Origin of the sequence: Streptomyces sp. ID05-26A, assembly GCF_033794685.1 — a bacterium.
Classification (GTDB): Bacteria; Actinomycetota; Actinomycetes; order Mycobacteriales; family Pseudonocardiaceae; genus Lentzea.
Genome location: NZ_JARAYZ010000002.1, coordinates 271,890 through 294,734, shown reverse-complemented (window position 1 = coordinate 294,734; position 22,845 = coordinate 271,890). Strand labels below are relative to the sequence as shown.

Here is a 22,845-nt window from a genome sequence, read left to right as displayed (position 1 = left end):
AGGGTGATCTTTGGGGAAGTCTACGACAGACCGGAGCCCACCGGGCGGGTTTCGCACCGGATCACATTCGCCGCGGCTCAGATCGCTTGGGAGAACTGGAAAACCCGTCCGTGAAATCGCGGCCAGTTCCGCGATTGCCCGCACCGAAAGCGCTCAGCCGCGTGAGTTTCCATTCGTCCAAGGCGGACGCCCCCGGTCACTGCGACGATGGCGGCATGGCTACCTGGAACGACGTGGTGACGCTCGCGGCACGACTGCCGGAGGTCGAGGAGGCGACCTGGTACCGGACGCCCGCGCTGAAGGTGGCGGGCAAGGGCTTCGCCCGGTTGCGCGCGGAGGCCGAGGGGGGCCTCGTCCTGATGTGCGGTCTCGACGAGAAGGCGGCGCTGCTCGCGTCCGGCGACCCGGCGTTCTACACGACGCCGCACTACGACGGCCACGGGTCGATCCTCGTCGACCTGGCGGAGGTGGATCCGGGACAGCTGGCCGAACTGGTCGAGCAGGCGTGGCGGATCAAGGCTCCGGCGAAGCTGCTCGCGACGTTCGACCGCAGGCCCTAGGCGCGAAGCGACGTGAGCGCCGCGACGGTCTGTTCGACGATCTCCTCCTGGGCCTCGGCGCGGGACACCGTGGGCACGCCGTCGCCCGGCTGGTCGCCGTAGTCGCCGAAGAAGGCGTGCACGGCACCGGGAACCTGCTCGAACCGCGTGTCCGCCGGCAGCAGGGCACGCGACTCGGCGATGTTCCGCGGCGTGGTGAAGCCGTCGCGTTCGCCGTGGATCGACCACGCCGTCAGGTCGCCGCGGCCGCTCAGGTCGTCGACCGGATAGGACGCCCACAGCACCAGGCCGCGCACCGACGCGTCCGCGCGCACGTCCCGCGCCGCGGCCACCCCTCCCAGCGAATGTCCGCCGACCGCCCAGACCGGCACCTCGGGATGTTCGGCTCGCAACGCGGCCGTGTCGCCGCCCAGCAGTGCGATGTTGAGCGGCTCCTTCACCACGACCACGAGAAAGCCCTGCGCCGCAACGCGTTTGAGCAACGGCAGGTACGCCCGGTAGTCCACGCGGGCGCCGGGGTGGAAGACCAGTCCCGCTCGGGCCGGGCCGTCCGGCCGCAGCACCGTCGCGTCGCCGGTGTCCTGGGTGGCGGCGAACGGCTGGAGGTACAGCAGCGGCGCGAGGAGAACGACGGCGAGCACCACCGCGAGCCACGCCGGAACCCGGCTCCACAGCGCGAGCCCAACGCCCACGAGCACGACCAGGCCCAACAGCACCAGCTGTGCGGGGTGGCCGTTCGTCAGCGGGCCCCACGCCAGCGCGAGCAGGACCAGCGGCACGGCGACGCAGAGAGCGGCGGCGCCCCGCCTCAACACATTGTTCAGCACGCTGAACATTATGAGGTCCTGGTCGGCGACTCCACCGAACGGGCGTCCACCGAGGTGACGGAACTCATTTGACGGAGTGAGCACTCACTCCGCACACTGGGTGCATGACACCAGCATCCGAAGCCCGGCGAAGAGCGCCGAGCATGAGCGCCGAGGACCGGCGCGCCATGATCGTCCACGCGGTGCTGCCGCTCCTGATCGAGCACGGCGCGAACGTGACGAGCAGCCAGATAGCCCGTGCCGCCGGCATCGGCGAGGGCACCATCTTCCGCGCGTTCAAGGACAAGGACGAGCTGTTCGACGCCTGCACCGCCGAGGCGCTGCGGCCCGACCACGTGCTCGACGCGATCGCCGAGATCCCCGTCGACCAGCCCCTGGAGGACCGGCTCGCCGAAGCCGCCGAGGCACTCGGCGCGCACCTCGAGCGGATGGGTGCCCTGATGGGCGCGCTGCACGCGTCCGGCCGGGTCAAGCACCGCGAGCCCGGACAGCGCGGCAAGGGCGGGCGCCGCGAGTCGATGGCCGCCATCCGAGGGGCGATGGTCGAGCTGTTCACGCCGGAGAGGGACCGGCTGCGGCTGCCGCCCGAACACCTCGCCTCCCTCTTCCTGACCCTGCTGTTCGGTGGCCGCCGGTTGGCCTCGGACGTCGACGCGCCCACCACGCGCCAGGTGGTCGACTTCTTCCTGCACGGCGCCGTGGAGGCTGGATGATCCCGGGCGGCGGAGGTGGCATGGAGTTCGCGCTGGGCCGGCGCGGACGGCGGCGGCGCGCCACGACGGTGCCGGACAGCGGGCTCACCGGACCGGTCGACATCCCCGAACCGAACCAGGACGACGAACCGAAGGACCTGCGTTCCCGGCTCAAGCGCGCGAGGACGTCCGTGGCGGGCACGGTCCGCGGCCTGCCGAAGGTCGCGCGGCTGACGTGGCAGGCCAGTCCGGTGCTGACCGTCCTGCTGACGTTGATCACGCTCCTGTCCGGGCTCCTGCCGACCGCTACCGCGTACATCGCGAAGCTGCTGCTGGACTCGGTCGTCGCGGCGATCCAGCACACCGGCACCACGGGTGACATCGCGAAGATCGCGTTGCTGCAGTTCGGCGTGCTCGGCGCGACCGCGGTCAGCGGCGCGCTGACGTCGATCGCCCAGTCGCTGCTGCAGGAACGCATGACGCTGACGATCCGCCACCGCGTGATGGCGCACGCCAGCGAACTGCACCTCGCGTACTTCGAGGGCTCGACGTCGTACGACATGCTGCGCCAGGCCGCGCAGGAGGCACCGACGCGGCCGTTGTCGATGATGAACTCCGCACTCGGACTCCTGCGGACGCTGATCACCTTCGGCAGCATGATCGCGCTGCTCGTCTCGATCAGCCCGCTGCTGGCCCTGGTCGCGCTGCTGGCGCCGATCCCCGCGTTCATCTCGCAGTCGAAGTACGGCTCGCGCGCGTTCTGGCTGACCTTCCTGATGTCGCCGATCAAGCGCCGGATGGACTACCTGTCGTCGTTGGTCACGACGGACACCTACGCCAAGGAGACGAAGCTGTTCGGGCTCGGCCCGTACTTCGTCGACCGGTTCCGCAGGCTCGGCACCGTCTCCTACGAGCGGCAGCGCAAGCTGACGATCAACCGCAACATCAGCTCGACGTCGTGGGGTCTGCTCAGCACGCTCGCGGGTTCGGCGATCACGCTGTACATCGCGCTGGAAGCGGTCGGCGGACGGCTCACACTCGGAGACCTGGCGCTGTACACGGCAGCGGCGGCCTCCGTGCAGACGTCGGTGTCGGGGCTCTTCACCGCGCTGTCGGGGATGTACGAGAACAACCTGTACCTCGACACGCTGTACCGGTTCCTGGACACCGAGCCGGAGATCACCGCGCCGGCGTCGCCACGGCCGATGCCGTCCACTGTGGAGGGACACATCAGGTTCGACGGGGTGACCTTCAGCTATCCGGGCGCGCAGGAACCCGCGCTGGACCACGTCACCTTCGAGATCCGCCCCGGCGAGACGGTGGCGGTGGTGGGCCGCAACGGAGCGGGCAAGTCGACGTTGTTCAAGCTGCTGTGCCGCCTCTACGACCCGACCGGCGGCCGCATCCTGCTCGACGGCGTCGACATCCGCGAGTACGACCCCGACGAGCTGCGCACGCGGATCAGCGCGATGTTCCAGGACTACGTGACCTACCAGGGCACGGCCGCGGAGAACATCGGCCTCGGCGACCTGACGCGGCTGGAAGACCGGCCGCACATCGAGAACTCAGCACGCCGCGCCGGCGCCGACGAACGGATCCAGCGGCTCCCCCGCGGGTACGACAGCCCGCTCGGCCGCTGGTTCGACCAGGGCGTGAGCCTGTCCGGCGGTGAGTGGCAGAAGATCGCGCTGGCCAGGGCGTTCCAGCGGGAGGCGCCGATCCTGGTGCTCGACGAGCCGACGTCCGCGCTGGACGCCCAGGCCGAGCACGACCTGTTCTCGCGGCTGCGGGAGCTGTCGGAGGGCCGGACGACGCTGTACATCTCGCACCGGTTCTCCACCGTGCGGCAGGCGGAGCGCATCTTGTTGCTGGAGCACGGGAAGGTCGCCGAGTACGGGACGCACGAGGAGCTGATGGCGGCCAAGGCCGGGTACGCCGAGCTGTTCACGCTGCAGGCGCAGGCGTACCTGGACGAGGTGCCCGGCTGAACCGACCGCCGGCGATGAGTTCCGCCCAGGTCCGTGGTCTGCCCACACGTCCACGTTCCGACCCGGGAGGCATCTGTGAAGCTCTTGCTCACCTCAGGCGGCGTCACGAACCCGAGCATCCACTCGGCGCTCGTGCGGCTGCTCGGCAAACCGGTCTCCGAGTGCCACGCCCTCTGCGTCCCGACCGCCCTGTGGGGCAACTCGCCGAGCGCCCCGGCATCGGTGCGCGGGCTGCTCACCGGTGAGGGCAGGTGGCGGCAGTTCTCCGGGCTGGGCTGGGCCTCGCTCGGAGTCCTCGAACTCACCGCGCTGCCCAGCATCGGCGCACCGCGGTGGGTTCCCTGGGTGCGGGAGGCGGACGTGCTCCTGGTGGACGGCGGTGACGCGACGTACCTGTGCCACTGGATGCGGGAGTCCGGACTGGCCGACCTGCTGCCGTCGCTGCCGGACAAGGTCTGGGTGGGGGTGAGTGCCGGGAGCATGGTCCTGACGCCCCGGATCGGTCAGGACTTCGTCGAGTGGGCGGCCGCGCCGGACGACCGCACCCTCGGCGTCGTCGACTTCTCGATCTTCCCGCACCTGGACGCCTTCCCGGCGAACACCCAGGCCGACGCGGAGAAGTGGGCCGCCGAGATCGGCGGCCCCGCCTACGCCATCGACGAGCAGACGGCCATCGAGGTCGTCGGCGGGTCCGTCGAGGTGATCTCAGAGGGACGCTGGACGAAGTTCGGCTGACAGCCGGTCGAGGAGCGCGAAGTCCTCATCAGACAGTGCGACGCCGGCCGCGCCGACGTTCTCCTCGAGGTGACGCGCGGACGACGTGCCGGGGATGGGCAGCATGACCTCCGACCGGCGCAGCAGCCAGGCCAGCGCGACCTGGGCCGAGGTGGCGCCGAGCCGGCGGGCCACCTCGGTCACCGGCGAGTCCGGCCGCACGCTCGGCGCGATCGGCAGCCAGGGCAGGAACGCGATGCCGTGCCGTGCGCAGTGGTCCAGCACGTCCTCCGAGCGCCGGTCGGCGAGGTTGTAGCGGTTCTGCACGCTCACGATCGGCGTGATCCGGCCCGCCTCGACGATCTGGTCGACGGAGACCTCGGACAGCCCGACGTGCCGCACCTTGCCCTCGTCCTGCAGCCGCCGTAACGCGCCGATCTGGTCCGCCAGCGGGACCGCGGGGTCGACCCGGTGCAGCTGGAACAGGTCGATGCGTTCCACCCGCAGCCGTCGCAGGCTCAGTTCGGCCTGCTGACGCAGGTACTCCGGGCGTCCGAGCGGGATCCACTCGTCACCGGGGTGGCACTGGCCGGCCTTGGTGGCCACGACGACACCATCCGGGTACGGGTGGAGAGCTTCGGCCAGCAGCTCCTCGTTGCGGCCGAGGTCGTAGGAGTCGGCGGTGTCGAGGAACGTGACGCCGAGTTCGACCGCGCGGCGGGCCAGGGCGTGCGCCGCTGCGGGGTCGTCGGCGGGCATCCGCATCGCGCCGAAACCGAGGCGGTGGACGGGAAGGTCGCCGCCGAGGACGAGGTGGGAGTGCACGGGTACTCCTTGCGAAGGTGTCGGTTCGTTCAGCCTGCCGACCCGGCGTTGCTAAGACAATCGAAACATTCTTGGCCTGATTGCGTAGCATCGCTGATGTGTTGAATCTGGAACGCCTGCGGACGCTGCACGCGGTGTCCACGACGGGATCGGTCCGCGGCGCCGCCGAGGCACTGCACGTGACCACCTCCGCGGTGTCGCAGCAACTGTCCAGGCTGGAACGCGAGGTCGGTCAGCGCCTGCTCGAACGGCAGGGCCGCGGCATCCGCCTCACCGACGTCGGCGACCTGCTCGCCGAGCACGCGGGCAGGCTGTTGCAGCAGGTCGAACTCGTCGAGACCGACCTCGCCGACCACCGCGGCGCCGTGACCGGAACGCTCTCGGTGGCCGCGTTCGCCACCGCCGCCCGCGGCCTCCTGCCGCCGATGCTGCACGCGCTGAGGCAGCGGTACCCGGCCCTGGCGGCGCGGCTCGTGGAACTGGAACCCCACGAGTCGATCGCACAGTTGCGCCACGCCGACGTCGACCTCGCGGTGGTGCAGGACTGGCCGGAGGACCCGCTCGCGGTCCCCGAAGGGATCTCGTGCGCGCCGCTCCTGGAGGACGTCCTCGACGTGGCGCTGCCGGCGCGGCACCCGTTCGCCGACCGGGCCGCGGTCACCCTGGACGAGCTGCGCGACGAGGACTGGGTGGGCTGGCCCAGCGACGAGATGTGCCACGGCTGGCTGGAGAACACGTTGCGCCGCAACGGGATCGAGCGCCCGATCAGGCACACCGCGTCGGAGCACTCCACCCAGCTGGCACTGGTGGCGGCGGGGCTCGGCGCCGCGCTCATCCCCCGGCTCGGTCGCGGACCCACGCCGGAGGGCGTCCGGTTCGTGCCGTTGCTGCCGGCACCTCGACGGAGGGTGTTCGCTCTGTGGCGCAACGGGAGCACGAACCGTCCCGCGTGCCGGGCGGCGCTGCGGGCGTTGCAGGAGGCCGCTCAGCAGTGCGATCTCAGTCGGTCACCCGGCTCCGGTTGACCCCGGGCGTTCTGCGGCGTTGCCACGCACCCCAGGTCCACCCGGCCACCAGCGCGCACGCGATCGCGCCGGTCAGGTGCCCGAGCACCAACGCGACCAGCGTCAGCAGCGCGGCCACGACCCCGAGGGCCGGGTGGACGCGGCGTTCGGCACCCTTCAGGGTCGAGGCGAGTCTCGGGTCCTCTGCGGACAGCGCGCGCTCGATCTCGCACAGCGTCTCGCGTTCCCGGTCACTGAGCACGGCGCACCTCCAGCGTCCTCCCGTACGGCACCGCGTTCAGCAGGGTGACGAGGACCGTGCCGCCGCTGGGTGTCCGGTACGCGCGCTGTTCTCCCCGGCGGGCACCGTGCACGGCTGCTCCCAGCGGGGAGTCCGGCGAGTAGACCTCGACCGCGCCGGACTCCGCGCCGCGCGCGCCGAGCAGGAACGTCTCGGTCTCGCCGGTGTCGTCGAAGCGGACGGTGAGCACCATCCCGGGTTCGGCCACGCCGTCGTCGGGAGGGTCCTCGCCCACGATCGCGTTGGTGAGGAGTTCGTTGAGCTGACGGATGCGCGTCTCCCGGTCGCGCCGTGAGGTGAAGTCCGGATCGCCGGTCTGCGGTGAGGCGAGCAGGGCCGTCAGTTCGTTGCGGAGTCTGTGGTGTGCCTGCGGTGACAGCCACACCCGCGGGGTCGTCATGATGCCTCCGGGGTTGGGTGCCGTCAGGGCGGATCGGGGGGAGGTACCGCCCTGACGGCGGGGCGTCCGTGCCGGCCGGGTTCGGTCGGCCCACGACTCGCACGGACAGGAAGGGGGTCAGGGGTGGCGGCGCGACATCGCCTCGAAGTCGTGGGCGTAGCCGGAGGCCACGCGCAGGAGGATGTCGCGCTGGACGCGGAGGAAGTCGTTCTCCTTGCGCAGCCACGCGAGTTCGGCTCGTTCGCCGTCGGTCAGCGGTGGCTCGGCCGGTGCGGTCACCGGAGCGGGTCGAACTCGCGCAGGGCGGCGGGTTGCTTGCCGGTGGTGATCTGCTCGGCCAGCAACCGTCCGGTGACGGGACCCTGGGCCAGGCCCCACATGCCGTGCCCTCCCGCGACGTACACGCCCGGCACGCGCGTGGCGCCGATGAGCGCGCGGCCGTCCGGTGTGACCGGGCGGGGACCGACCCACACGTCGGTGCGGTCCTCCCACCGCACCCCGTCGAGCAACGGCCGGACGGAGGCGATGATCGCGTCCACCCTCGTCTCGTCCACCGGTGCGTCCGGGGAGCGGAACTCCATGGTGCCCGCCACGCGAAGACCGCCCTGGTAAGGCGTGCACGCCACTCGTGCCTCCGGGAGGTAGACGGGGCCGTGGACCGGTTCGCTGACCGGCACGGTGAACGAGTACCCGCGTCCGGCACGAACCGGGGTGCGGACGCCGAAACGTGCCGCGAGTCCCGGCAGCCAGGCACCGGTGGCCAGCACCGCCACGTCGGCGGAGATGCCTTGCACGACAACACCGGTGCTGTGCGCGCGGACGTCGTCCACCTCGAAGGTGTGGATCGTGGCGCCACGGGCGACCACGGCGCGACCCAGTGCCTGGACGAACTCCCCCGGAGCGGCGAACCGCTGCCCTTCGACGCGCACACCGGCCGTGAGTGCGGACGACGCCAACGGCACCTGCTCGCGCAAGTCCGTTGTGGACAGCCTGACGTGGTCGACCGGTTGCCCTGCCGCCGCGAGCCTGTCCAGTTCCCGCACGAGGCCCTGCGCGCTCACGGCGGAGGTGAAGACCGCCGTGATCGGAGCGTCGACGGTGGACGCTTCGACGCCGTTCGCGGTGAGCACGTCGTAGGCCTCGATGCACTCCTCATTGAGAGGGATGTTCGCCTTGGCCGCCCTGGTCCACGACGACCAACGGCAGTGAGCGGCGAACCGCGCGAGGAACGACCAGAGCTTCGGGTCCGCGGTCAGCGGGATGTGCAGTGGCGCGGCCGGGTCGAACAGGGATCGCAGTCCGTAGCGCAGCACCGCCGGTTCGTTCAGCGGGATCGCGAGCCCTGGTGCGATCCACCCGGCGTTGCCCCAGGAGGCGCCGGCCGCGACCCCGGTCCGGTCGACCACGGTCACCTCGACTCCGCGCTCCTGCAGGAACCACGCCGTGGACAGGCCGACCACGCCCGCCCCGACCACCACCGCGGAGCGCGGACCGCCGTCAAGGCGCTCGACGCCGTCCATCCCTGCCTCCTGTCATCGCTGATACCGATTCCAGGATGCGGTGGACGGTGGGCCAACCGGTTGTCCGATTCCTACAATCGCCGGTCAGCGGTTGTAGGTTTCCGACACCGTCGCGGCGAGATCGATCGTCATCGCGACCCTCTTGGCGGGATCGTCCAGGCCGAGGCTGGTCACCTCGCTCATCTTCCGCAGCCGGTTGCGCACCGTGTTCCCGTGCACCCCCAGCCGCTCGCCCGCCACGGCCAGATCGCCCTGGGCCTCGAGCCAGGCGCGCAGCGTCGCGACGTAGTCGGTGCCGTGCTCACCGTCGTGCCGGCGCAGGTCGGCCACCGGTCCGCGGGCCGACGCCCGGCCGACCCTGGCCGCGGTGCGCAGGCGCTGCAACAGGATCTCGTCCCACGACTCGTCGTAGGCGGGCGCGTCCCCGGCCCGCACCTCGTGCAGCGCCAGGCACTCGTCCGCCTCCTGGCGAGCGGCGGGCAGGTCCGCGGGCTCGGCGACCGCGCTGATCCCGGCCGACAGCACGACGTTCCCGGGCAGCGCCGACCTCAGCGCCGCCAGCCAGTCCCGCGCCGCGGCGATCCGCTCCCCCGGCAGCACCGTGTAGATGCTGTTGCCCGCCAACGCGCTGCGCCCCGGCCGCGACCAGCCGAACCCGGTGGTCGCCTGTTCGAACGCCAGCAGCACGGCCGCGTGCCGCTCCTCGCCGACGTGCGCGCGCACCGCGACCACCCGGCCGGGTTCCGGCGGCAACCCGAGCTGGCTGATCACCGTCGCGGCGTCCGCGGTGCCCTCCAGCAGCCGGAGCACCCACTCCGACTCCACCTGGCGCTCCAGATCGGCACTGGCCCTCAGCCGCAACAGGTGCAACGCCACGATCCGGGCACCGTCGGTGAGCGCGGTGCGGCGAGTGCCCTCCAACGGCGCCGGGCACGCCACCCAGATCGCGCCCAGCAGCTCCTTGCCCACCCGGACCGCGACCACCATCCGCCCGGTCAGGCCACGCGCCGGTGCGCCGGGGACGAACAGCGGCTCGTCGGACGCCAGCACGTGCGCCCGCACCCCCGCCGCGTCGAACAACTCCCGCACCCAGACCGGCACCTGCCGGCCCATGATGGTCTCCAGCCGGGCCGCGTCGGCCTCCTGCTGCGGGCCCGAATACGCCAGCACGCGCGACAGCGGGTCCTCGATGGTCACCGCGCCGCCGGTGGCCGCGGCGAGGCTGTCGGCCAGCGCGAACAGGTCCGTCGGACCACGACCGGACTCGGTCTCGCGACCCTCCAGCACGAGGCCGTAGACGACGCCGGCGAGCTGACTCCACGACAGGGCCGGATCCGCCAGCATCACCGCGACGCCCTCGGCCTCCCCCACCGCGACGGCGTCGGCGAGGAGGTCCTCGCCTCCCCGGACGAGCACGACGACGGCACGTGCCGCGACCGCCGCACGGACCGCCTCGGCCACCGACCCGGTGCCGACGGCGAGGTACACGTCGCCGACCTCGGCACGGTCGTCCGCGGCGTCCCGCAGCACCACACCGCGCAGCTCCGCCGACCGCGGCACCGGACAGCAGCACAGGCGAACCCCGTACCCTCCCAGCACGTTGACCAGACGGTCCAGCCTCACCATCAGCAAGCTCCTCGCCGTTGCCGCCACCGTAACCGTGCGAGACGATCACCACCGCACCCCCACGAGAGGCATGTCGATGATTCCCGAAGACCTCGCCGTCTGGCGCCGCCTGCGGGACGCGGGCGAGCCCAACCCCTGGTCGGAGGGCCTGCGCCTGCTCGCCGACGACGAACGGCCGGAGGCGCTCGACACCGGCTACCTGACCGCCGAGGACCTCGCGAACCCCGACGTCGTCGCCAACGTCCGGGCGATCGAGGAGACGGCCGCGCTGATCACGTGGGTCGCCGAGGACGGCGACGAGGGCCAGGCGTTCGGCTACTGGCGCGGCCCGGACGACCTCCCGCTCACCGCGGCGCCCGTCGTCAGCCTCGACAACGAGGGCCAGTACCAGCTCCTGCGCGGCACCAGCCTCAGCGAGGCCCTGAGCGACGAGTACGGCCAGTGGTCCGACGACGGATACGCGGGCATGGTCGCGCAGTGCCGGTCCCAGGGCGTGGTGATCGCCGACGACCCCGACGACCTTCCGGAGCCGGCGGTGTCGCCGACCCCGGACGAACACCACGCCGCCCGCTACCGCGAGCTGCTGGCGGCCGGTCCGGCCTGACGTCAGACGATCGTGTTGTCCACGAAGCACCAGCGCCAGGTCTCCCCCGGCTCGAACGAGCGCATGACCGGGTGGGCCTCGTCGGCGAAGTGCTTCGAGGCGTGCTTGGCGGGCGAGGAGTCGCAGCAGGCGACCTTGCCGCAACCGAGGCACAGGCGCAGGTGCACCCACCGGCCGCCGACGGCCAGGCAGTCCTCGCACCCCTCCACCGTGGACGGTGCGGGCTCGGCGCCCAGCTCGGCGACGTGTTCACAAGTAGTTGCCACGGCACGAAGGTACCTCGCTCGCGGCCATCGGCGAGTTCTGGTGTTTGACTGGTCTCATGACGACTGCCGGTCGCGTCTCGCGGCCTTCGATTCTCACGGTGGACGACGACCCCGCCGTGTCGCGGGCGGTGGCGCGCGACCTGCGCCGGAAGTACGGCGAGCAGTACCGGATCGTGCGGGCGGAGTCCGGGTCCCAGGCACTGGAGGCCCTGCACGAGATCAAGCTGCGCGGCGAGGAGGTCGCGGCGCTGCTGGCCGACTACCGGATGCCGCAGATGAGCGGCATCGAGTTCCTCGAACAGGCCATGGACGTGTTCCCCCAGGCACGCCGGGTGCTGCTCACGGCGTACGCGGACACCGACGCCGCGATCCAGGCGATCAACGTCGTGGACCTCGACCACTACCTGCTCAAGCCGTGGGACCCGCCCGAGCAGAACCTCTACCCGGTGCTCGACGAGCAGCTGCGCGCCTGGGCGGTGAGCGACCGGCAGCCACCACAGCGGGTGCGCGTGGTCGGGCACCGCTGGTCACCCCGTTCCTACGAGGTGCGTGACTTCCTGGCGCGCAACAACGTTCCGTTCCGCTGGCACGCGCTCGACGAGCCGGAGGCGCGCTGCCTGCTCACCGCCGCGCACCAGGACGGGACGACGCTGCCCGTCGTGGTGACGGCCCAGGGCAAGGCCCTGGTCGACCCGTCGGACGCGGAGCTCGCCGCCGAGGTGGGCCTGACCACGCAGCCGTCGTCCGAGTTCTACGACCTGATCGTCGTGGGCGGCGGGCCCGCGGGGCTCGGTGCCGCGGTGTACGGAGGCTCGGAGGGCCTGCGGACCGTCCTCGTGGAACGGATCGCGACCGGCGGCCAGGCGGGCACCAGCAGCCGCATCGAGAACTACCTGGGCTTCCCCGACGGCGTGTCCGGCGGCCAGCTGACCGAACGGGCCCGCAGGCAGGCGGTCAAGTTCGGGGTCGAGCTGCTCACGACGCGCGACGTCGTCTCCCTGGAGCGCCGGGGTGCCGCGCGCGTCGTGCGGTTCGGTGACGGCACCGAACTCTCCGCCCACACCGTCATCCTCGCCACGGGCGTGTCCTACCGGTTGCTCGACGCACCCGGACTCGGCGAGCTGACCGGACGAGGCGTGTACTACGGCGCCTCGACCACCGAGGGCCCGAACTGCGCCGGTCAGGACGTCTACCTGGTCGGGGGCGCGAACTCCGCGGGCCAGGCGGCCGTCTACTTCTCCGGCCACGCGCGCAAGGTGGTGATCCTGGTGCGCGGCGACTCACTGGAGCAGTCGATGTCGCGGTACCTGATCGACCAGCTCTCCGCGATCCCGAACGTCGAGGTGCGCACGCACACCGAGATCCGCGGCGGCTCCGGCGACGACCACCTGGAGACGCTGACGTTGCTGCACAACAAGACCGGCGAGACGACGACCGTGCCGGCGAGCTGGTTGTTCGCGTTCATCGGCGCCGCCCCGCGCACGGACTGGCTGGACGGCACGCTGGAACGGGACGACCGCGGTTTCCTGCTCGCCGGGCCCGACCTCGGCGGCTCACCTCCCGGCTGGGACCTCGAACGGGCGCCGTACCACCTGGAGACGAACCTGCCCGGCGTGTTCGTCGCGGGCGACGTCCGGGCGGACTCGGTGAAGCGGGTCGCGTCCGCGGTCGGTGAGGGTGCCATGGCGGTCACGCTGGTCCACCGCTACCTGGAGAGGTCCTGATGGAGAGGCTCACGGCGACGGATCTGCGCGAGCTGTTCCTGTTCGAGAAGCTCGACGACGACCAGCTGGACTGGCTGGCCGGGCACGGGCACGTCGAGACCCGCGAGGCGGGCACGCCCGTGCTCACCGAGGGCGAGCCCGCGACGTGCTTCTTCGTGCTGCTCGAGGGCACGGTCGCCCTGTGCCGCAACATCGGCGGGCAGCGCGTCGAGGTGAGCCGCAGCGACCTGCGCGGCTCGTACTTCGGCGCCACCCAGGCATACCTGGAGCTCGACCAGCCGACCTACCAGATGACCGTCGAGTCGATCACCGCCACGTCGATGCTGCAGTTCGACGCCGACGAGTTCGGGCCGGTGGTCCGCGCGTGGTTCCCGATGGCGATGCACCTGCTGGAGGGCCTGTTCTGGGGCATGCGCAACACCCAGGCGACGGTGGGCCAGCACGAACGGCTCACCGCGCTCGGCGCCCTGTCCGCGGGCCTCACACACGAGCTGAACAACCCGGCCGCAGCGGCCGTGCGGGCGACGGCGGCGTTGCGCGAACGGGTCGCGGGTATGCGGCACAAGCTCGCCCTGCTCGCCCAGGGGGCGATCGACCCGGAGGTCCTGCCCGCCCTGGTGAAACTCCAGGAGAAGGCGGTCGAACGGGTCGCCAAGGCACCGAAGCTCAGCCCGCTGGAGGCGAGCGACGCCGAGGACGAGGTCTCCGACTGGCTCGACGACCACGGCATCGCCGGTGGCTGGGACGTCGCGCCCGTCCTGGTCGCGGCCGGGCTGGACGTCGAGTGGCTGGAGACGTCGCTCCTGCCGTGCCCGGCGGCCGTCACGGGATCCGCCGTGCACTGGCTCAGGTACACGGTCGAGACCGAGATGCTGATGAACGAGATCGAGGACGCCACCACGCGGGTGTCCACTTTGGTCGGTGCCGCCAAGCAGTACTCCCAGATGGACCGCGCGCCGCACCAGGTCGTCGACGTGCACGACCTGCTCGACTCCACGTTGGTCATGTTCGGCGGCAAGCTCAAGGACGTGACGGTGGTCAAGGACTACGACCGCGCCCTGCCCGCCATCCCCGCGTACGCCGGTGAGCTCAACCAGGTGTGGACGAACATGATCGACAACGCCCTGAGCGCGATGGGCGGCACGGGAACGTTGACAGTGCGCACTTTCGCGCGGGACAGGCGCCTCGTCGTGGAGATCGGCGACACCGGACCCGGCATCCCGGCGGAGGTGCAGGGCCGGATCTTCGAACCGTTCTTCACCACCAAACCGGTCGGCGAGGGCACCGGGCTCGGACTGGAGATCTCGTGGCGGATCGTGGTCAACAAGCACCACGGCAGCATCCGGGTGGAGTCGCAGCCGGGCGACACGCGGTTCCAGGTCGTGCTGCCGGTGGAGGCGGCCGGTCCGTGACTGTCGGTCGTTCGACCCACTGTGCGCGGAGGTGCCCGCCGCTAGCTTGAGGGCGAAGCCCTCTACACCGTAGGAGCACCATGACGACCACCCGGCGCGTTCTCACCGGAATGGCCACCGCAGGTCTGTTCATCTCGGTTCTCGGCGCGGGTTCCGCCACCGCCGCGACCAAGGGCAAGATCTACATCTCCAACAACTGCGGCAAGGCGGTCGCCACCGACATCCTGCGCGGCGGTTACGTGATCGCGGGCACTGCGGCCGCCCCGGCGGGCAGCTACTTCGGCTATCCGGTCAACCCCGGCACCTACCAGGTCCGCGTGCCCGCCGGCACCAAGACCGTGAAGATCCTCGACCTCGGCAGCAAGGCGCACTCGGTCGTCGTCCGGGCCTGCTGACGTCCACAGAGGACGGATACGGGAGCGCTGACTCAGCGCGCCTGTGTCCGTTCCAGCAGGCCGAGCGCCCTGGCGAGAACCGGCGAGTCGTCGTCGGCGCGCACGGCGGCCAGGAGGTCGATGCTCCGGTCCCCCGCCAACGGCCTGTAGGTCGTGCCCGGCACGCCGAGTTCCGCCACGGGTTGCGGGACCACGGCCACTCCGAGTCCGGATGCGACGAACGTGACGAGGGTGGAGGTCTCCTCGACCTCGTGCCGGATCCGGGGTTCGAACCCGGCTGAGCGGCACAGGTCCGTGACGATGCCGTGCATGACCGAACGGCCTCGTGCGGCGTGCACGATCAGGTCTTCGTCACGCAGGTCCTCGATCTTCAACCGGCGGCGCCGCGCGAGCCGGTGGTCCTCGGGAAGTGCCACGATGAACCTGTCCTGGCGCACGGTCAGCGCCCGCACCGCCGGGTGTTCGACCGGCGGGCGCAGCAGCGCGAGGTCGATGCGGCGGGCGAGCAGGGACTCGAGCTGGTCGGGCGCCAGCATCTCGCCCCGGAACACGAAGTCCACGGCCGGGAGCTCGTCGCGCAGAACCCGTGCGAACGCGGGCAGCAGGCTGTAGGTGGCCGAGCCGACGCAGCCCACGACCAGGCGGCCCTGCAGTCCGTCCGCCACGCGCCGCGCCTCCTCCCCGGCGTCGTCCACGGCGGCCAGCACGGTTCGCGCGCGGTCCAGGTAGACCGCGCCCGCGTCGGTGAGCTCGACCTTGCGGGTGGTGCGCCGCAGCAACGTCACGCCGAGCTCGGCCTCCAGCTGCTGGATCTGCTGCGAGAGCGGCGGTTGTGCCATGTGCAGGCGTTCGGCGGCGCGTCCGAAGTGCCGTTCCTCGGCGACCGCGACGAAATACCGCAGATGACGGAGTTCCATTCAGTGATATTCGCAGAATATCAATGGTCGCGAAATGAGTACTTCTGTATATGGCCGATCCGCCCTAGCGTAGGGGCATGACCGACGTCGTGATCTGCGAACCCCTCCGGACCCCGGTCGGACGGTTCGGCGGGGCCCTGGCCTCGCTGAGCGCCACCGACCTCGCCACCGCCGTGCTCACGGAACTGGTGCGCCGCACGGGGCTGCGGGAGGGCGACGTGGACGACGTCGTGCTCGGGCAGAGCTACCCGAACGGCGAGTCACCGGCGATCGGCCGGATCGCGGCGCTCGACGCGGGCCTCGGCACCGGTGTGCCCGGCCTCCAGATCGACCGGCGCTGCGGGTCCGGGCTGCAGGCCGTGCTGTACGCGGCGGGTCAGGTCGCGACCGGCGCGGCGAGCGTGGTGATCGCGGGTGGCGCGGAGTCGATGTCGCAGGTCGAGCACTACGCGCTGGGCCTGCGCACGGGTGTGCGCAGCGGCGGCGTGCAGCTCGTCGACCGCCTCGACCGGGCCAGGGAGACCGCGGGCGGCCGGTTCCACCCGGTGCCCGGCGGCATGCTGGAGACGGCCGAGAACCTGCGTCGCGAGTACGGCATCTCCCGCGCCGACCAGGACGCGCTGGCGGTCCGGTCGCAGCAGCGCTGGGGCGCCGCGGACCAGGCCGGAAAGTTCGCCGACGAACTCGTCCCGGTCACCGTTCCCGGCGGCCGCAAGCCCGACGTCGTCGTCGACCGCGACGAACACCCACGTCCGGACACGACGCTCGAGGACCTGGCCAGGCTGAGGCCGGTGCGGCTGAAGCTCGACGCCGAGTCCACGGTGACCGCGGGCAACGCCAGCGGCCAGAACGACGGCGCGGCGCTGTGCGTCGTCACCACCCGTGCCGAGGCCGAGAAGCGCGGGCTGCGACCCGTGCTCGCGCTCAGGTCGTGGGCCGTGGCGGGAGTCGGGCCGGAGGTCATGGGCATCGGGCCCGTCCCCGCCTCGGCCGCCGCCCTCGCGCGCGCCGGCCTCACCCTCGACGACATGGACGTGATCGAGCTCAACGAGGCGTTCGCCGCCCAGGTGCTCGCCTGCCTGAGCGAGTGGAAGCTCGATCCCGCCGACGAACGGCTCAACCCCAACGGTTCCGGCATCTCGCTCGGGCACCCGGTGGGCGCGACCGGAGCGCGGATCCTCACCACCCTCGCGCACGAGATGCGTCGTCGTGGCAGCCGCTACGGTCTGGAGACCATGTGCATCGGCGGCGGTCAGGGCCTCGCCGCGGTCTTCGAGGCGGTGCGCTGATGAGCGTCGCCGAGGTCCACCACGTCGTCACCGGCAGGCCGGACGGGCCGGTCGTCGTCCTGTCCAACTCGCTGGGCTCGACGCTGGAGATGTGGGACGCCACCGTCCCCGCGCTCGAAGAGCACTTCCGCGTCGTCCGCTACGACACCCGCGGCCACGGGCGCTCCCCCGTGCTGCCGGGCTCGCACACGATCGACTCCCTCGCCTCCGACCTCGTCGTGCTGCTCAACCGCCTGGGCGTGGAGAGGGCGCACCTGGTCGGCCTGTCGCTCGGGGGCATGACGGCGCTGCGCGTCGCCGCCCGCAACCCCGAACGCGTCGACCGGCTCGCCGTGCTGTGCACCAGCGCCTGCCTCGGGCCGGCCTCGAACTGGACGGACCGCGCGGCCCTCGTCCGCGCGCAAGGGACGAAGGCGGTCGCCGAAGCCGTGGTCCAGCGCTGGTTCACCCCGGCCCACCACGACCGCGAGAGCTGGGAGGCGATGGTGGCCTCGACTCCGGCGGAGGGCTACGCGGGCTGCTGCGAGGCGATCGCGACCATGGACCAGCGCGCCGACCTGCACCGGATCACCGCACCCACCCTCGCGATCGCGGGCGCCGACGACCCGGCCACCCCGCCGCCGCATCTGGAGGAGATCGCCACCTCCGTCCGCGACGGACGGCTCCTGGTCGTGCCGGGCGCCGCCCACCTCGCCAACGCCGAACGTCCCGACGTCGTCAACACGGCGCTGGTCGACCACCTCACGAAGGAGAACTCATGAGCCTGGACAAGGTGGTCGGCGGTCCGGCCGAGGCCGTGGCGGGCATCCGGTCCGGCGCGAGCGTCGCGGTCGGCGGGTTCGGGCTCGCGGGCATCCCGTGGTTCCTGATCGAGGCGTTGCTGGAGCAGGGCGCCGACGACCTCACGATCGTCTCCAACAACTGCGGTGTCGACGGTGCCGGTCTCGGCCTGCTGCTCGAGGCCCGGCGGATCAGCCGCGTCGTCGCGTCCTACGTCGGGGAGAACAAGGAGTTCGCCCGGCAGTACCTGGCGGGCGAGCTGACGGTGGAGCTCACTCCACAAGGGACACTCGCGGAACGGCTGCGCGCCGGCGGTTCCGGGGTGGGCGCCTTCTACACCCCGACCGGTGTCGGCACGCTCGTCTCCGAGGGCGGCCTTCCGTGGCGCTACAACGCGGACGGCACCGTCGCCCTCTCCTCACCGCCCAAGGAGGTGCGCACCTTCCACGGCAAGGAGATGGTGCTGGAGGAGTCGATCGTCACCGACGTCGCCCTCATCCGCGCCGCGATCGCCGACCGCGCGGGCAACTGCGTCTTCCACGCCGCCGCCCGCAACTTCAACCCCGCCGCCGCGATGGCCGGACGCTTCACCGTCGTCGAGGCCGAACGCGTCGTCGAGGTCGGCGAGATCCACCCCGACCACGTGCACCTGCCCGGCGTCTTCGTGCAGCACGTCGTCGCGCTCACCACCGAACAGGCCGCCCGCAAGGACATCGAGAAGCGCACCACCCGCGCCCGCCAGGAGGCGAACTGACATGGCCTGGACCCGCGACCAGATGGCCGCCCGCGCCGCGCTCGAACTGCGCGACGGCGAGTACGTCAACCTCGGCATCGGCCTGCCCACGCTCATCCCCGACCACCTGCCCGCGGACTCGACCGTCACACTGCACGCGGAGAACGGCATCCTCGGCGTCGGCCCGTTCCCCTACGACGACGAGGTCGACCCCGACCTCATCAACGCGGGCAAGCAGACCGTCAGCGTCCTGCCGGGAGCGTCGTTCTTCGACTCCCCCACCAGCTTCGCGATGATCCGCGGCGGCCACATCGACACCGCGGTCCTCGGCGGCATGCAGGTCTCCGCCCACGGCGACCTCGCGAACTGGATGGTGCCCGGTGCGATGGTCAAGGGCATGGGCGGCGCCATGGATCTCGTCAGCGGCGCCCGCCGGGTCATCGTCCTGATGGAGCACAACGCCCGCAACGGCGACGCGAAACTGGTCGATACCTGCACTTTGCCGCTCACGGGCCGCGGTGTCGTCTCCCGCGTCATCACCGACCTGGCCGTGCTCGACGTCGAGGACGGTGCCTTCCGCCTGGTCGAGCTCGCGCCCGGCAGCACCATCGAGGACGTCGTGGCCAGGACCGGCGCACCCGTCGTCAGACCCTCGCCTGCTCCCGCACCGGCCTGACCGCGTCCGGCACGGCACCGCTCTCGGGATAGGAGCAGTGGAAGGTGCCGTGGTAGCCGAAGAGCGGCCCGAACCGGTGGTTGGTCACCTCGACGTTGATGCGGAACCGGCCCAGTTCGTCGTCGAAGGACTCGCGGACCTCCGCGGTGCCGGTGACCAGCCTGGGGATGCGGAAGTGGACCGGTCCCTCGTGGAAGCGCTGCTCCCCGCTGCGGATCAGCAGCCCGCCGCGGTCGTCCACGGACAGGTGCAGGTCGACGGCGACGTGCTGGTGCGTGCCCAGGTAGTCCACGACGCAGCCGCGCTCGGGGCTGTAGATCATCGTGGCATCCCAGCGCTGCGGCCGGTCGAAGGTGAAGGTGCGGACGAAGGTCACCGTCTCCCGGCCGAGCGAGTCGCGGTAGGGGTAGTTCTCGATGGTGAACGGGATGTCGCCGCCGTGGCCCGGCAGCAGGATGTGGCGCTTGGCCCCGAGCCAGAGGAACGGCCGGGTGAACCCTCGGCCGTGCCAGACCCGGTCCATCGTGCCCGTGCCGACGCAGGCGACGCCCTGCTCGTCGGAGACGCCGAACCGGCGTCGCAACTGCGGGTGCAGGCGGTCGAAGTCACGGCCGAGGGCGCGCTGGAAGATCGACGTCATTGGGGGTGCTCCAAAGTGGACAGGGTCGAGGGCGCCGTCGACGAACGGCGGTCCGGCGGAGTCCGGCGGCACCTGCGGGCAGCCGGGGTGGACGGCGACGGCGGGACCAGGAGGGCGATCAGGGTGAGGGCCGCGGCGAGCAGAGCAGGCGCGGTCCACCAGGCGACGACGCAGACGGCGATCCTCGCGCCCGCGTCCAGCAGCGCCCGCCGGAACGACACCTCGGGCGGCACACCGCGTTCGAGCCACAGCCGGAGCCGGTCGAACGACCAGGCCGTGCCCCACCCCATCAGCAGGCGGAACGGGCGGTCGGCCAGCGCGCCCAGCCGGCCCCAGCCCGGCTGGTAGTCGTACCCGGTGAGGAACCGGACGCCCGCGCTGGTCGGCACGTACCGCCAGTAGCCCGCCCCGCTGCGGATCAGCGACAACGGGTGCGCCGAACTGAAGCGCAGCGCCGACGTCCGCGAACCGTCGCGCTTGGTGCGTTCACCGACGCTGACGCCGGTCCCGTCGACCTCCAGGCCGGGCAGGACGCGGACCGCGTACCGGAAGTGCTGCGCGTCGTCCGGATCCGCCTTCGGCAGGTAGTCGATCCGCGTGAACCGGAGGTCCCACCGCTGGTGCGGGCGGGGTTCCTGGGTGTGCCGCCACAGGTCGTCGAGGTCGGCCCTGATCAGAGTCTCCACGTAGAGCGCTCGTCGTCGCGCCATGAGGTCACCTCCTGTTTGAGCAACTGCTCAAACAGGAGGGTAGCTGCATTTGAGCAGTTGCTCAAATACGGTTCTTGGCGGTCTTCCGGAGCTTGGCGCGCAGGGCGCGGACCGCGACCGGCCCGAGGTCGTCCACCACCTCGATGAGCACGGCCAGCCGGTCGAGGGCGTCCAGCGCGGCCTGGGCCCCGTCCGGGTCGACGCCCTCGTACAGCTCCAGGCCGATGAACCCGGCGCTCACCGCACGCGCGAGGCCCGCCGTGTCGATCAGCTCGGCCACCGGCGAGCCGGCCAGCAACCTCGTCAGGGCGTCCTCGATCGGGGTGATCCACAGCCGCAGCGACGCCGCGGTGGCCTCGGCGAGCTTGGGGTCGGTCTGGGCGCCGGCCAGCAGTTGGGCGAGCACCATGACGTTGCCCTCGGCGCGCTCCGCGGTGTGCAGGGTGCGGCCGAGCGCGAGGAGCTGCCGCAGGTCGGTGATCCGGCCGAGCTGCTCGGCGAACGGCTCCACCCTGGCCCGGGTGGCGGCGAGGCACGCGGCCTGCAGCAGGTCGTGGACGGTGCCGAAGTGGTAGAAGACCAGCGCCTGGTTGACCCCGGCGGTGGCCGCGATGCTCCGTGCCGTGGTGCCGGTCAGACCGTGCGCGCGGATCGTCTCGATCGCGCCGTCGATCAGGCGTTGTCGGGTGTCTGCCACGGCATCACCGTAGACGGGGCGAACCGGCCGGGGTGGGATGGAGGGAGTTCCACCGCCGAGACAAGGGATCGCGCCTCATGCCAGTGAACGACGCACTGCTGGAACGGTTTCTGGACGTCGACACGACCGCCCTCTGCGACGCCGACCGGACCACCCGGGTCGTGCACAGCGCGATCCGCGCCCGGTCCGCGGCGACCCGGATCTGCGGCCCGGCGTTCACGGTCCGCTGCCGCGAGGACTTCCTGGCCGTGCTGCGCGCGGTCGAGACGGCCGAGCCCGGCGCGGTGATCGTCGTGGACGGCGGCGCACGCGAGACCGCGCTCGGTGGCGAGATGTTCGCGCGGGCGGCGTTGGTGCGGTCGCTCGGCGGCATCGTCGTGGACGGCGGCTACCGCGACATGGCCTACGTCTCGACGTGCGCGCTGCCGGTCTACAGCCGGTTCGTCACGCCGCGCGCCGGCACCGCGACGCAGCTCGGCGAGCTCCAGGTCCCGGTGACCTGCGGCGGGGTCACGGTCAACCCCGGCGACCTGGTCCTCGCCGACGACGAGGGCCTCGTCGTCGTGGACCCGGCGCGGGTCGAGTCGCTCCTCGACGCCGCGCTGGCCGTCAAGGAGCGCGAACACCGGGTGATCGGCCTCCTCGACGGTGGCGGCACGCTGAGCGACGCGTTCACCGTCGCCGAGCACGTCGCCGCTCTGGAGCGCGGCGAGCAGTCGGTGTTGCGAGCTCGGTCCTGACTCGGGTCAGGACCGGTCGAACTCCGGGATCAGCTCCCCCACGCGGAGGGCACGCTCACTTCCCCGTCGGCACCCGGACGGGTGTGCTGCGCAGGTCGTCCAGCCCGCCCCGGACGTCGTCCATCGCGATCTGCTCCGCGGCGGCCGAGTCGCCCGCGCGCAGGGCGCGGACCAGGGCGCGGTGGCTCGCGTAGCGGTCGAGGCCGAACTGGTGGTTCGCGGCCGCCCGCTCCAGCATCCGGGCCCGGCGCTCGGCCTGCGAGAACACCCTGGTCTGGTCGAGCAGCCGGACGAGGATGTCGTTGCCCGCGCAGGACGCCACCGCGTCGTTGAAGCGCCGCATGGTGTCCAGCAGGGTGTTCAGGTGCTTGTCGGCCGGACGTCCGTCGGCGGCGCGCTGCTTGATGACGATCAGCAGGTCGTCCGCCTCGTCCAGGATCGTGTCGAGCTCGTCGAGCTGCGCGGGGCCCGCGTGCCGGGCGGCGAAGCGGGCGATGAGGCCCCGCAGCGCGATCTCGACCTCGGCCAGGTCCTCGACGGCGGAGGCGCCGATGTCCGCGACGACGACCGTGCGCGGGCCGGTCCTCTTGATCAGGCCGTCCTGCTCCAGCCGGCGGATGGCCTCGCGGACCGGGGTGGGGCTCATAGACAGCCGCTCGGCGAGGCCGCGTTCGGTGACCTTCTCGCCGGGGGCCAGCTCGCCCGCCGCGATGGCGTCGTGGACCGAGCGGTAGGCCCGGCCGGCCAGCGTGCCGGACTGAGGATCTTTCTCCGCCATCACGAGCGCCGATACTACGGCAAGCAC

At 71.7% G+C, this 22,845-nt stretch carries 27 protein-coding genes; 14 read left to right on the top strand and 13 right to left on the bottom strand.

From position 1 onward, the window contains the following. Window positions 1-215: 215 nt before the first annotated feature. Complete coding sequence (locus PV646_RS17090) at window positions 216-560, top strand: MmcQ/YjbR family DNA-binding protein (protein ID WP_500342930.1); 345 nt, start codon at window positions 216-218, stop codon at window positions 558-560. On the opposite strand, the gene PV646_RS17085 is transcribed toward PV646_RS17090, so the two are convergent. Then, window positions 557-1,387 (bottom strand): alpha/beta hydrolase, encoded by an 831-nt coding sequence (locus PV646_RS17085; protein ID WP_500342925.1) that lies wholly within the window; start codon window positions 1,385-1,387, stop codon window positions 557-559. The two genes, PV646_RS17090 and PV646_RS17085, sit on opposite strands and share 4 nt — an antisense overlap. Before the next feature lie 104 nt (window positions 1,388-1,491). On the opposite strand from PV646_RS17085, the gene PV646_RS17080 reads away from it, so the two are divergent. The 3 genes from PV646_RS17080 (at window position 1,492) to PV646_RS17070 (ending at window position 4,802) form a co-directional block, all read left to right on the top strand. Further along, entirely contained in the window at window positions 1,492-2,100 is a 609-nt protein-coding gene (locus tag PV646_RS17080) for a TetR/AcrR family transcriptional regulator (RefSeq protein ID WP_500342922.1), read from the top strand. 20 nt (window positions 2,101-2,120) lie between these two features. Beyond that, the gene (locus tag PV646_RS17075; RefSeq protein WP_500342920.1) at window positions 2,121-4,067 is read left to right on the top strand and encodes an ABC transporter ATP-binding protein; all 1,947 of its coding nucleotides are present in this window, start codon (window positions 2,121-2,123) and stop codon (window positions 4,065-4,067) included. A gap of 75 nt (window positions 4,068-4,142) precedes the next feature. Beyond that, a complete protein-coding gene (locus tag PV646_RS17070; protein ID WP_500342918.1) occupies window positions 4,143-4,802 on the top strand; it encodes a Type 1 glutamine amidotransferase-like domain-containing protein in 660 nt (219 codons plus the stop codon). Here PV646_RS17070 and PV646_RS17065 read toward each other — a convergent pair. Next, window positions 4,773-5,606 carry an aldo/keto reductase gene (locus PV646_RS17065; protein WP_500342916.1) on the bottom strand — a complete coding sequence of 278 codons (834 nt, stop codon included), beginning with the start codon at window positions 5,604-5,606 and terminating at the stop codon, window positions 4,773-4,775. The genes PV646_RS17070 and PV646_RS17065 overlap by 30 nt on opposite strands. A 98-nt stretch (window positions 5,607-5,704) precedes the next feature. On the opposite strand from PV646_RS17065, the gene PV646_RS17060 reads away from it, so the two are divergent. Continuing rightward, window positions 5,705-6,631 carry a LysR family transcriptional regulator gene (locus tag PV646_RS17060; RefSeq protein ID WP_500342915.1) on the top strand — a complete coding sequence of 309 codons (927 nt, stop codon included), beginning with the start codon at window positions 5,705-5,707 and terminating at the stop codon, window positions 6,629-6,631. On the opposite strand, the gene PV646_RS17055 is transcribed toward PV646_RS17060, so the two are convergent. From PV646_RS17055 to PV646_RS17035, 5 genes are all read right to left on the bottom strand, one after another. After that, window positions 6,606-6,872, bottom strand: coding sequence for a DUF3040 domain-containing protein (locus PV646_RS17055; RefSeq protein ID WP_500342913.1), 267 nt, complete (start codon window positions 6,870-6,872; stop codon window positions 6,606-6,608). The two genes, PV646_RS17060 and PV646_RS17055, sit on opposite strands and share 26 nt — an antisense overlap. Then, window positions 6,862-7,311, bottom strand: coding sequence for a GreA/GreB family elongation factor (locus tag PV646_RS17050; RefSeq protein WP_500342912.1), 450 nt, complete (start codon window positions 7,309-7,311; stop codon window positions 6,862-6,864). Before PV646_RS17050 ends, PV646_RS17055 begins: the two co-directional genes overlap by 11 nt. A gap of 117 nt (window positions 7,312-7,428) precedes the next feature. Further along, window positions 7,429-7,590 (bottom strand): hypothetical protein, encoded by a 162-nt coding sequence (locus PV646_RS17045; protein ID WP_500342910.1) that lies wholly within the window; start codon window positions 7,588-7,590, stop codon window positions 7,429-7,431. Then, complete coding sequence (locus PV646_RS17040; RefSeq protein ID WP_500342908.1) at window positions 7,587-8,831, bottom strand: NAD(P)/FAD-dependent oxidoreductase; 1,245 nt, start codon at window positions 8,829-8,831, stop codon at window positions 7,587-7,589. The genes PV646_RS17045 and PV646_RS17040 overlap by 4 nt, the downstream gene beginning before the upstream one ends. Window positions 8,832-8,915: 84 nt before the next feature. After that, window positions 8,916-10,457 carry a PucR family transcriptional regulator gene (locus PV646_RS17035; RefSeq protein ID WP_500342905.1) on the bottom strand — a complete coding sequence of 514 codons (1,542 nt, stop codon included), beginning with the start codon at window positions 10,455-10,457 and terminating at the stop codon, window positions 8,916-8,918. Window positions 10,458-10,527: 70 nt separating this feature from the next. On the opposite strand from PV646_RS17035, the gene PV646_RS17030 reads away from it, so the two are divergent. Further along, window positions 10,528-11,061 (top strand): hypothetical protein, encoded by a 534-nt coding sequence (locus PV646_RS17030; protein WP_500342903.1) that lies wholly within the window; start codon window positions 10,528-10,530, stop codon window positions 11,059-11,061. A gap of 2 nt (window positions 11,062-11,063) precedes the next feature. Here PV646_RS17030 and PV646_RS17025 read toward each other — a convergent pair whose 3' ends face one another. Then, window positions 11,064-11,327, bottom strand: coding sequence for a UBP-type zinc finger domain-containing protein (locus PV646_RS17025; RefSeq protein ID WP_500342902.1), 264 nt, complete (start codon window positions 11,325-11,327; stop codon window positions 11,064-11,066). A 56-nt stretch (window positions 11,328-11,383) separates the two neighbouring features. Here PV646_RS17025 and PV646_RS17020 point away from each other — a divergent pair, with 56 nt between their 5' ends. From PV646_RS17020 to PV646_RS17010, 3 genes are all read left to right on the top strand, one after another. Beyond that, complete coding sequence (locus PV646_RS17020) at window positions 11,384-13,051, top strand: NAD(P)/FAD-dependent oxidoreductase (protein ID WP_500342900.1); 1,668 nt, start codon at window positions 11,384-11,386, stop codon at window positions 13,049-13,051. Next, complete coding sequence (locus tag PV646_RS17015; RefSeq protein WP_500342899.1) at window positions 13,051-14,463, top strand: ATP-binding protein; 1,413 nt, start codon at window positions 13,051-13,053, stop codon at window positions 14,461-14,463. The genes PV646_RS17020 and PV646_RS17015 overlap by 1 nt, the downstream gene beginning before the upstream one ends. Window positions 14,464-14,543: 80 nt before the next feature. After that, on the top strand, window positions 14,544-14,858 hold the full coding sequence (locus PV646_RS17010) for a hypothetical protein (RefSeq protein ID WP_500342897.1): 315 nt from the start codon (window positions 14,544-14,546) through the stop codon (window positions 14,856-14,858). A gap of 32 nt (window positions 14,859-14,890) precedes the next feature. Here PV646_RS17010 and PV646_RS17005 read toward each other — a convergent pair whose 3' ends face one another. Beyond that, on the bottom strand, window positions 14,891-15,775 hold the full coding sequence (locus PV646_RS17005; protein WP_500342896.1) for a LysR substrate-binding domain-containing protein: 885 nt from the start codon (window positions 15,773-15,775) through the stop codon (window positions 14,891-14,893). Between the two features lie 77 nt (window positions 15,776-15,852). Here PV646_RS17005 and PV646_RS17000 point away from each other — a divergent pair, with 77 nt between their 5' ends. The 4 genes from PV646_RS17000 to PV646_RS16985 are packed head-to-tail and all read left to right on the top strand — an operon-like array spanning window position 15,853 to window position 19,253. Next, window positions 15,853-17,064: an acetyl-CoA C-acetyltransferase gene (locus tag PV646_RS17000; protein WP_500342894.1), complete on the top strand. Its 1,212-nt coding sequence runs from the start codon at window positions 15,853-15,855 to the stop codon at window positions 17,062-17,064. Beyond that, the gene (pcaD, locus tag PV646_RS16995) at window positions 17,064-17,825 is read left to right on the top strand and encodes a 3-oxoadipate enol-lactonase (protein ID WP_500342893.1); all 762 of its coding nucleotides are present in this window, start codon (window positions 17,064-17,066) and stop codon (window positions 17,823-17,825) included. Before PV646_RS17000 ends, pcaD begins: the two co-directional genes overlap by 1 nt. Before the next feature lie 2 nt (window positions 17,826-17,827). Beyond that, entirely contained in the window at window positions 17,828-18,598 is a 771-nt protein-coding gene (locus PV646_RS16990; protein WP_500345022.1) for a CoA transferase subunit A, read from the top strand. 1 nt (window position 18,599) lies between these two features. Continuing rightward, window positions 18,600-19,253: a CoA transferase subunit B gene (locus PV646_RS16985; RefSeq protein WP_500342892.1), complete on the top strand. Its 654-nt coding sequence runs from the start codon at window positions 18,600-18,602 to the stop codon at window positions 19,251-19,253. Here PV646_RS16985 and PV646_RS16980 read toward each other — a convergent pair. The 3 genes from PV646_RS16980 to PV646_RS16970 form a co-directional block, all read right to left on the bottom strand. Next, window positions 19,222-19,893 carry a DUF4166 domain-containing protein gene (locus tag PV646_RS16980; RefSeq protein ID WP_500342890.1) on the bottom strand — a complete coding sequence of 224 codons (672 nt, stop codon included), beginning with the start codon at window positions 19,891-19,893 and terminating at the stop codon, window positions 19,222-19,224. The genes PV646_RS16985 and PV646_RS16980 overlap by 32 nt on opposite strands. Then, the gene (locus tag PV646_RS16975; protein WP_500342889.1) at window positions 19,890-20,603 is read right to left on the bottom strand and encodes a hypothetical protein; all 714 of its coding nucleotides are present in this window, start codon (window positions 20,601-20,603) and stop codon (window positions 19,890-19,892) included. Before PV646_RS16975 ends, PV646_RS16980 begins: the two co-directional genes overlap by 4 nt. Before the next feature lie 61 nt (window positions 20,604-20,664). Next, window positions 20,665-21,300 carry a TetR/AcrR family transcriptional regulator gene (locus PV646_RS16970; RefSeq protein ID WP_500342888.1) on the bottom strand — a complete coding sequence of 212 codons (636 nt, stop codon included), beginning with the start codon at window positions 21,298-21,300 and terminating at the stop codon, window positions 20,665-20,667. Between the two features lie 77 nt (window positions 21,301-21,377). On the opposite strand from PV646_RS16970, the gene PV646_RS16965 reads away from it, so the two are divergent. Continuing rightward, window positions 21,378-22,040, top strand: coding sequence for an RraA family protein (locus tag PV646_RS16965; RefSeq protein ID WP_500342886.1), 663 nt, complete (start codon window positions 21,378-21,380; stop codon window positions 22,038-22,040). 55 nt (window positions 22,041-22,095) lie between these two features. On the opposite strand, the gene PV646_RS16960 is transcribed toward PV646_RS16965, so the two are convergent. Beyond that, window positions 22,096-22,818 (bottom strand): GntR family transcriptional regulator, encoded by a 723-nt coding sequence (locus PV646_RS16960; RefSeq protein WP_500345021.1) that lies wholly within the window; start codon window positions 22,816-22,818, stop codon window positions 22,096-22,098. Between the last annotated feature and the right edge of the window lie 27 nt (window positions 22,819-22,845).

Coding starts and splice junctions, on each gene's coding strand:
- PV646_RS17000 (WP_500342894.1), top strand. CDS start 15,853: ATGACCGACGTCGTGATCTGCGAACCCCTCCGGACCCCGGTCGGACGG.
- PV646_RS16985 (WP_500342892.1), top strand. CDS start 18,600: ATGGCCTGGACCCGCGACCAGATGGCCGCCCGCGCCGCGCTCGAACTG.
- PV646_RS17010 (WP_500342897.1), top strand. CDS start 14,544: ATGACGACCACCCGGCGCGTTCTCACCGGAATGGCCACCGCAGGTCTG.
- PV646_RS17030 (WP_500342903.1), top strand. CDS start 10,528: ATGTCGATGATTCCCGAAGACCTCGCCGTCTGGCGCCGCCTGCGGGAC.
- PV646_RS17020 (WP_500342900.1), top strand. CDS start 11,384: ATGACGACTGCCGGTCGCGTCTCGCGGCCTTCGATTCTCACGGTGGAC.
- PV646_RS17075 (WP_500342920.1), top strand. CDS start 2,121: ATGGAGTTCGCGCTGGGCCGGCGCGGACGGCGGCGGCGCGCCACGACG.
- PV646_RS17050 (WP_500342912.1), bottom strand. CDS start 7,311: ATGACGACCCCGCGGGTGTGGCTGTCACCGCAGGCACACCACAGACTC.
- PV646_RS16960 (WP_500345021.1), bottom strand. CDS start 22,818: ATGGCGGAGAAAGATCCTCAGTCCGGCACGCTGGCCGGCCGGGCCTAC.
- pcaD (WP_500342893.1), top strand. CDS start 17,064: ATGAGCGTCGCCGAGGTCCACCACGTCGTCACCGGCAGGCCGGACGGG.
- PV646_RS16975 (WP_500342889.1), bottom strand. CDS start 20,603: ATGGCGCGACGACGAGCGCTCTACGTGGAGACTCTGATCAGGGCCGAC.
- PV646_RS17080 (WP_500342922.1), top strand. CDS start 1,492: ATGACACCAGCATCCGAAGCCCGGCGAAGAGCGCCGAGCATGAGCGCC.
- PV646_RS17015 (WP_500342899.1), top strand. CDS start 13,051: ATGGAGAGGCTCACGGCGACGGATCTGCGCGAGCTGTTCCTGTTCGAG.
- PV646_RS17090 (WP_500342930.1), top strand. CDS start 216: ATGGCTACCTGGAACGACGTGGTGACGCTCGCGGCACGACTGCCGGAG.
- PV646_RS17040 (WP_500342908.1), bottom strand. CDS start 8,831: ATGGACGGCGTCGAGCGCCTTGACGGCGGTCCGCGCTCCGCGGTGGTG.
- PV646_RS16980 (WP_500342890.1), bottom strand. CDS start 19,893: ATGACGTCGATCTTCCAGCGCGCCCTCGGCCGTGACTTCGACCGCCTG.
- PV646_RS17005 (WP_500342896.1), bottom strand. CDS start 15,775: ATGGAACTCCGTCATCTGCGGTATTTCGTCGCGGTCGCCGAGGAACGG.
- PV646_RS16965 (WP_500342886.1), top strand. CDS start 21,378: ATGCCAGTGAACGACGCACTGCTGGAACGGTTTCTGGACGTCGACACG.
- PV646_RS17035 (WP_500342905.1), bottom strand. CDS start 10,457: ATGGTGAGGCTGGACCGTCTGGTCAACGTGCTGGGAGGGTACGGGGTT.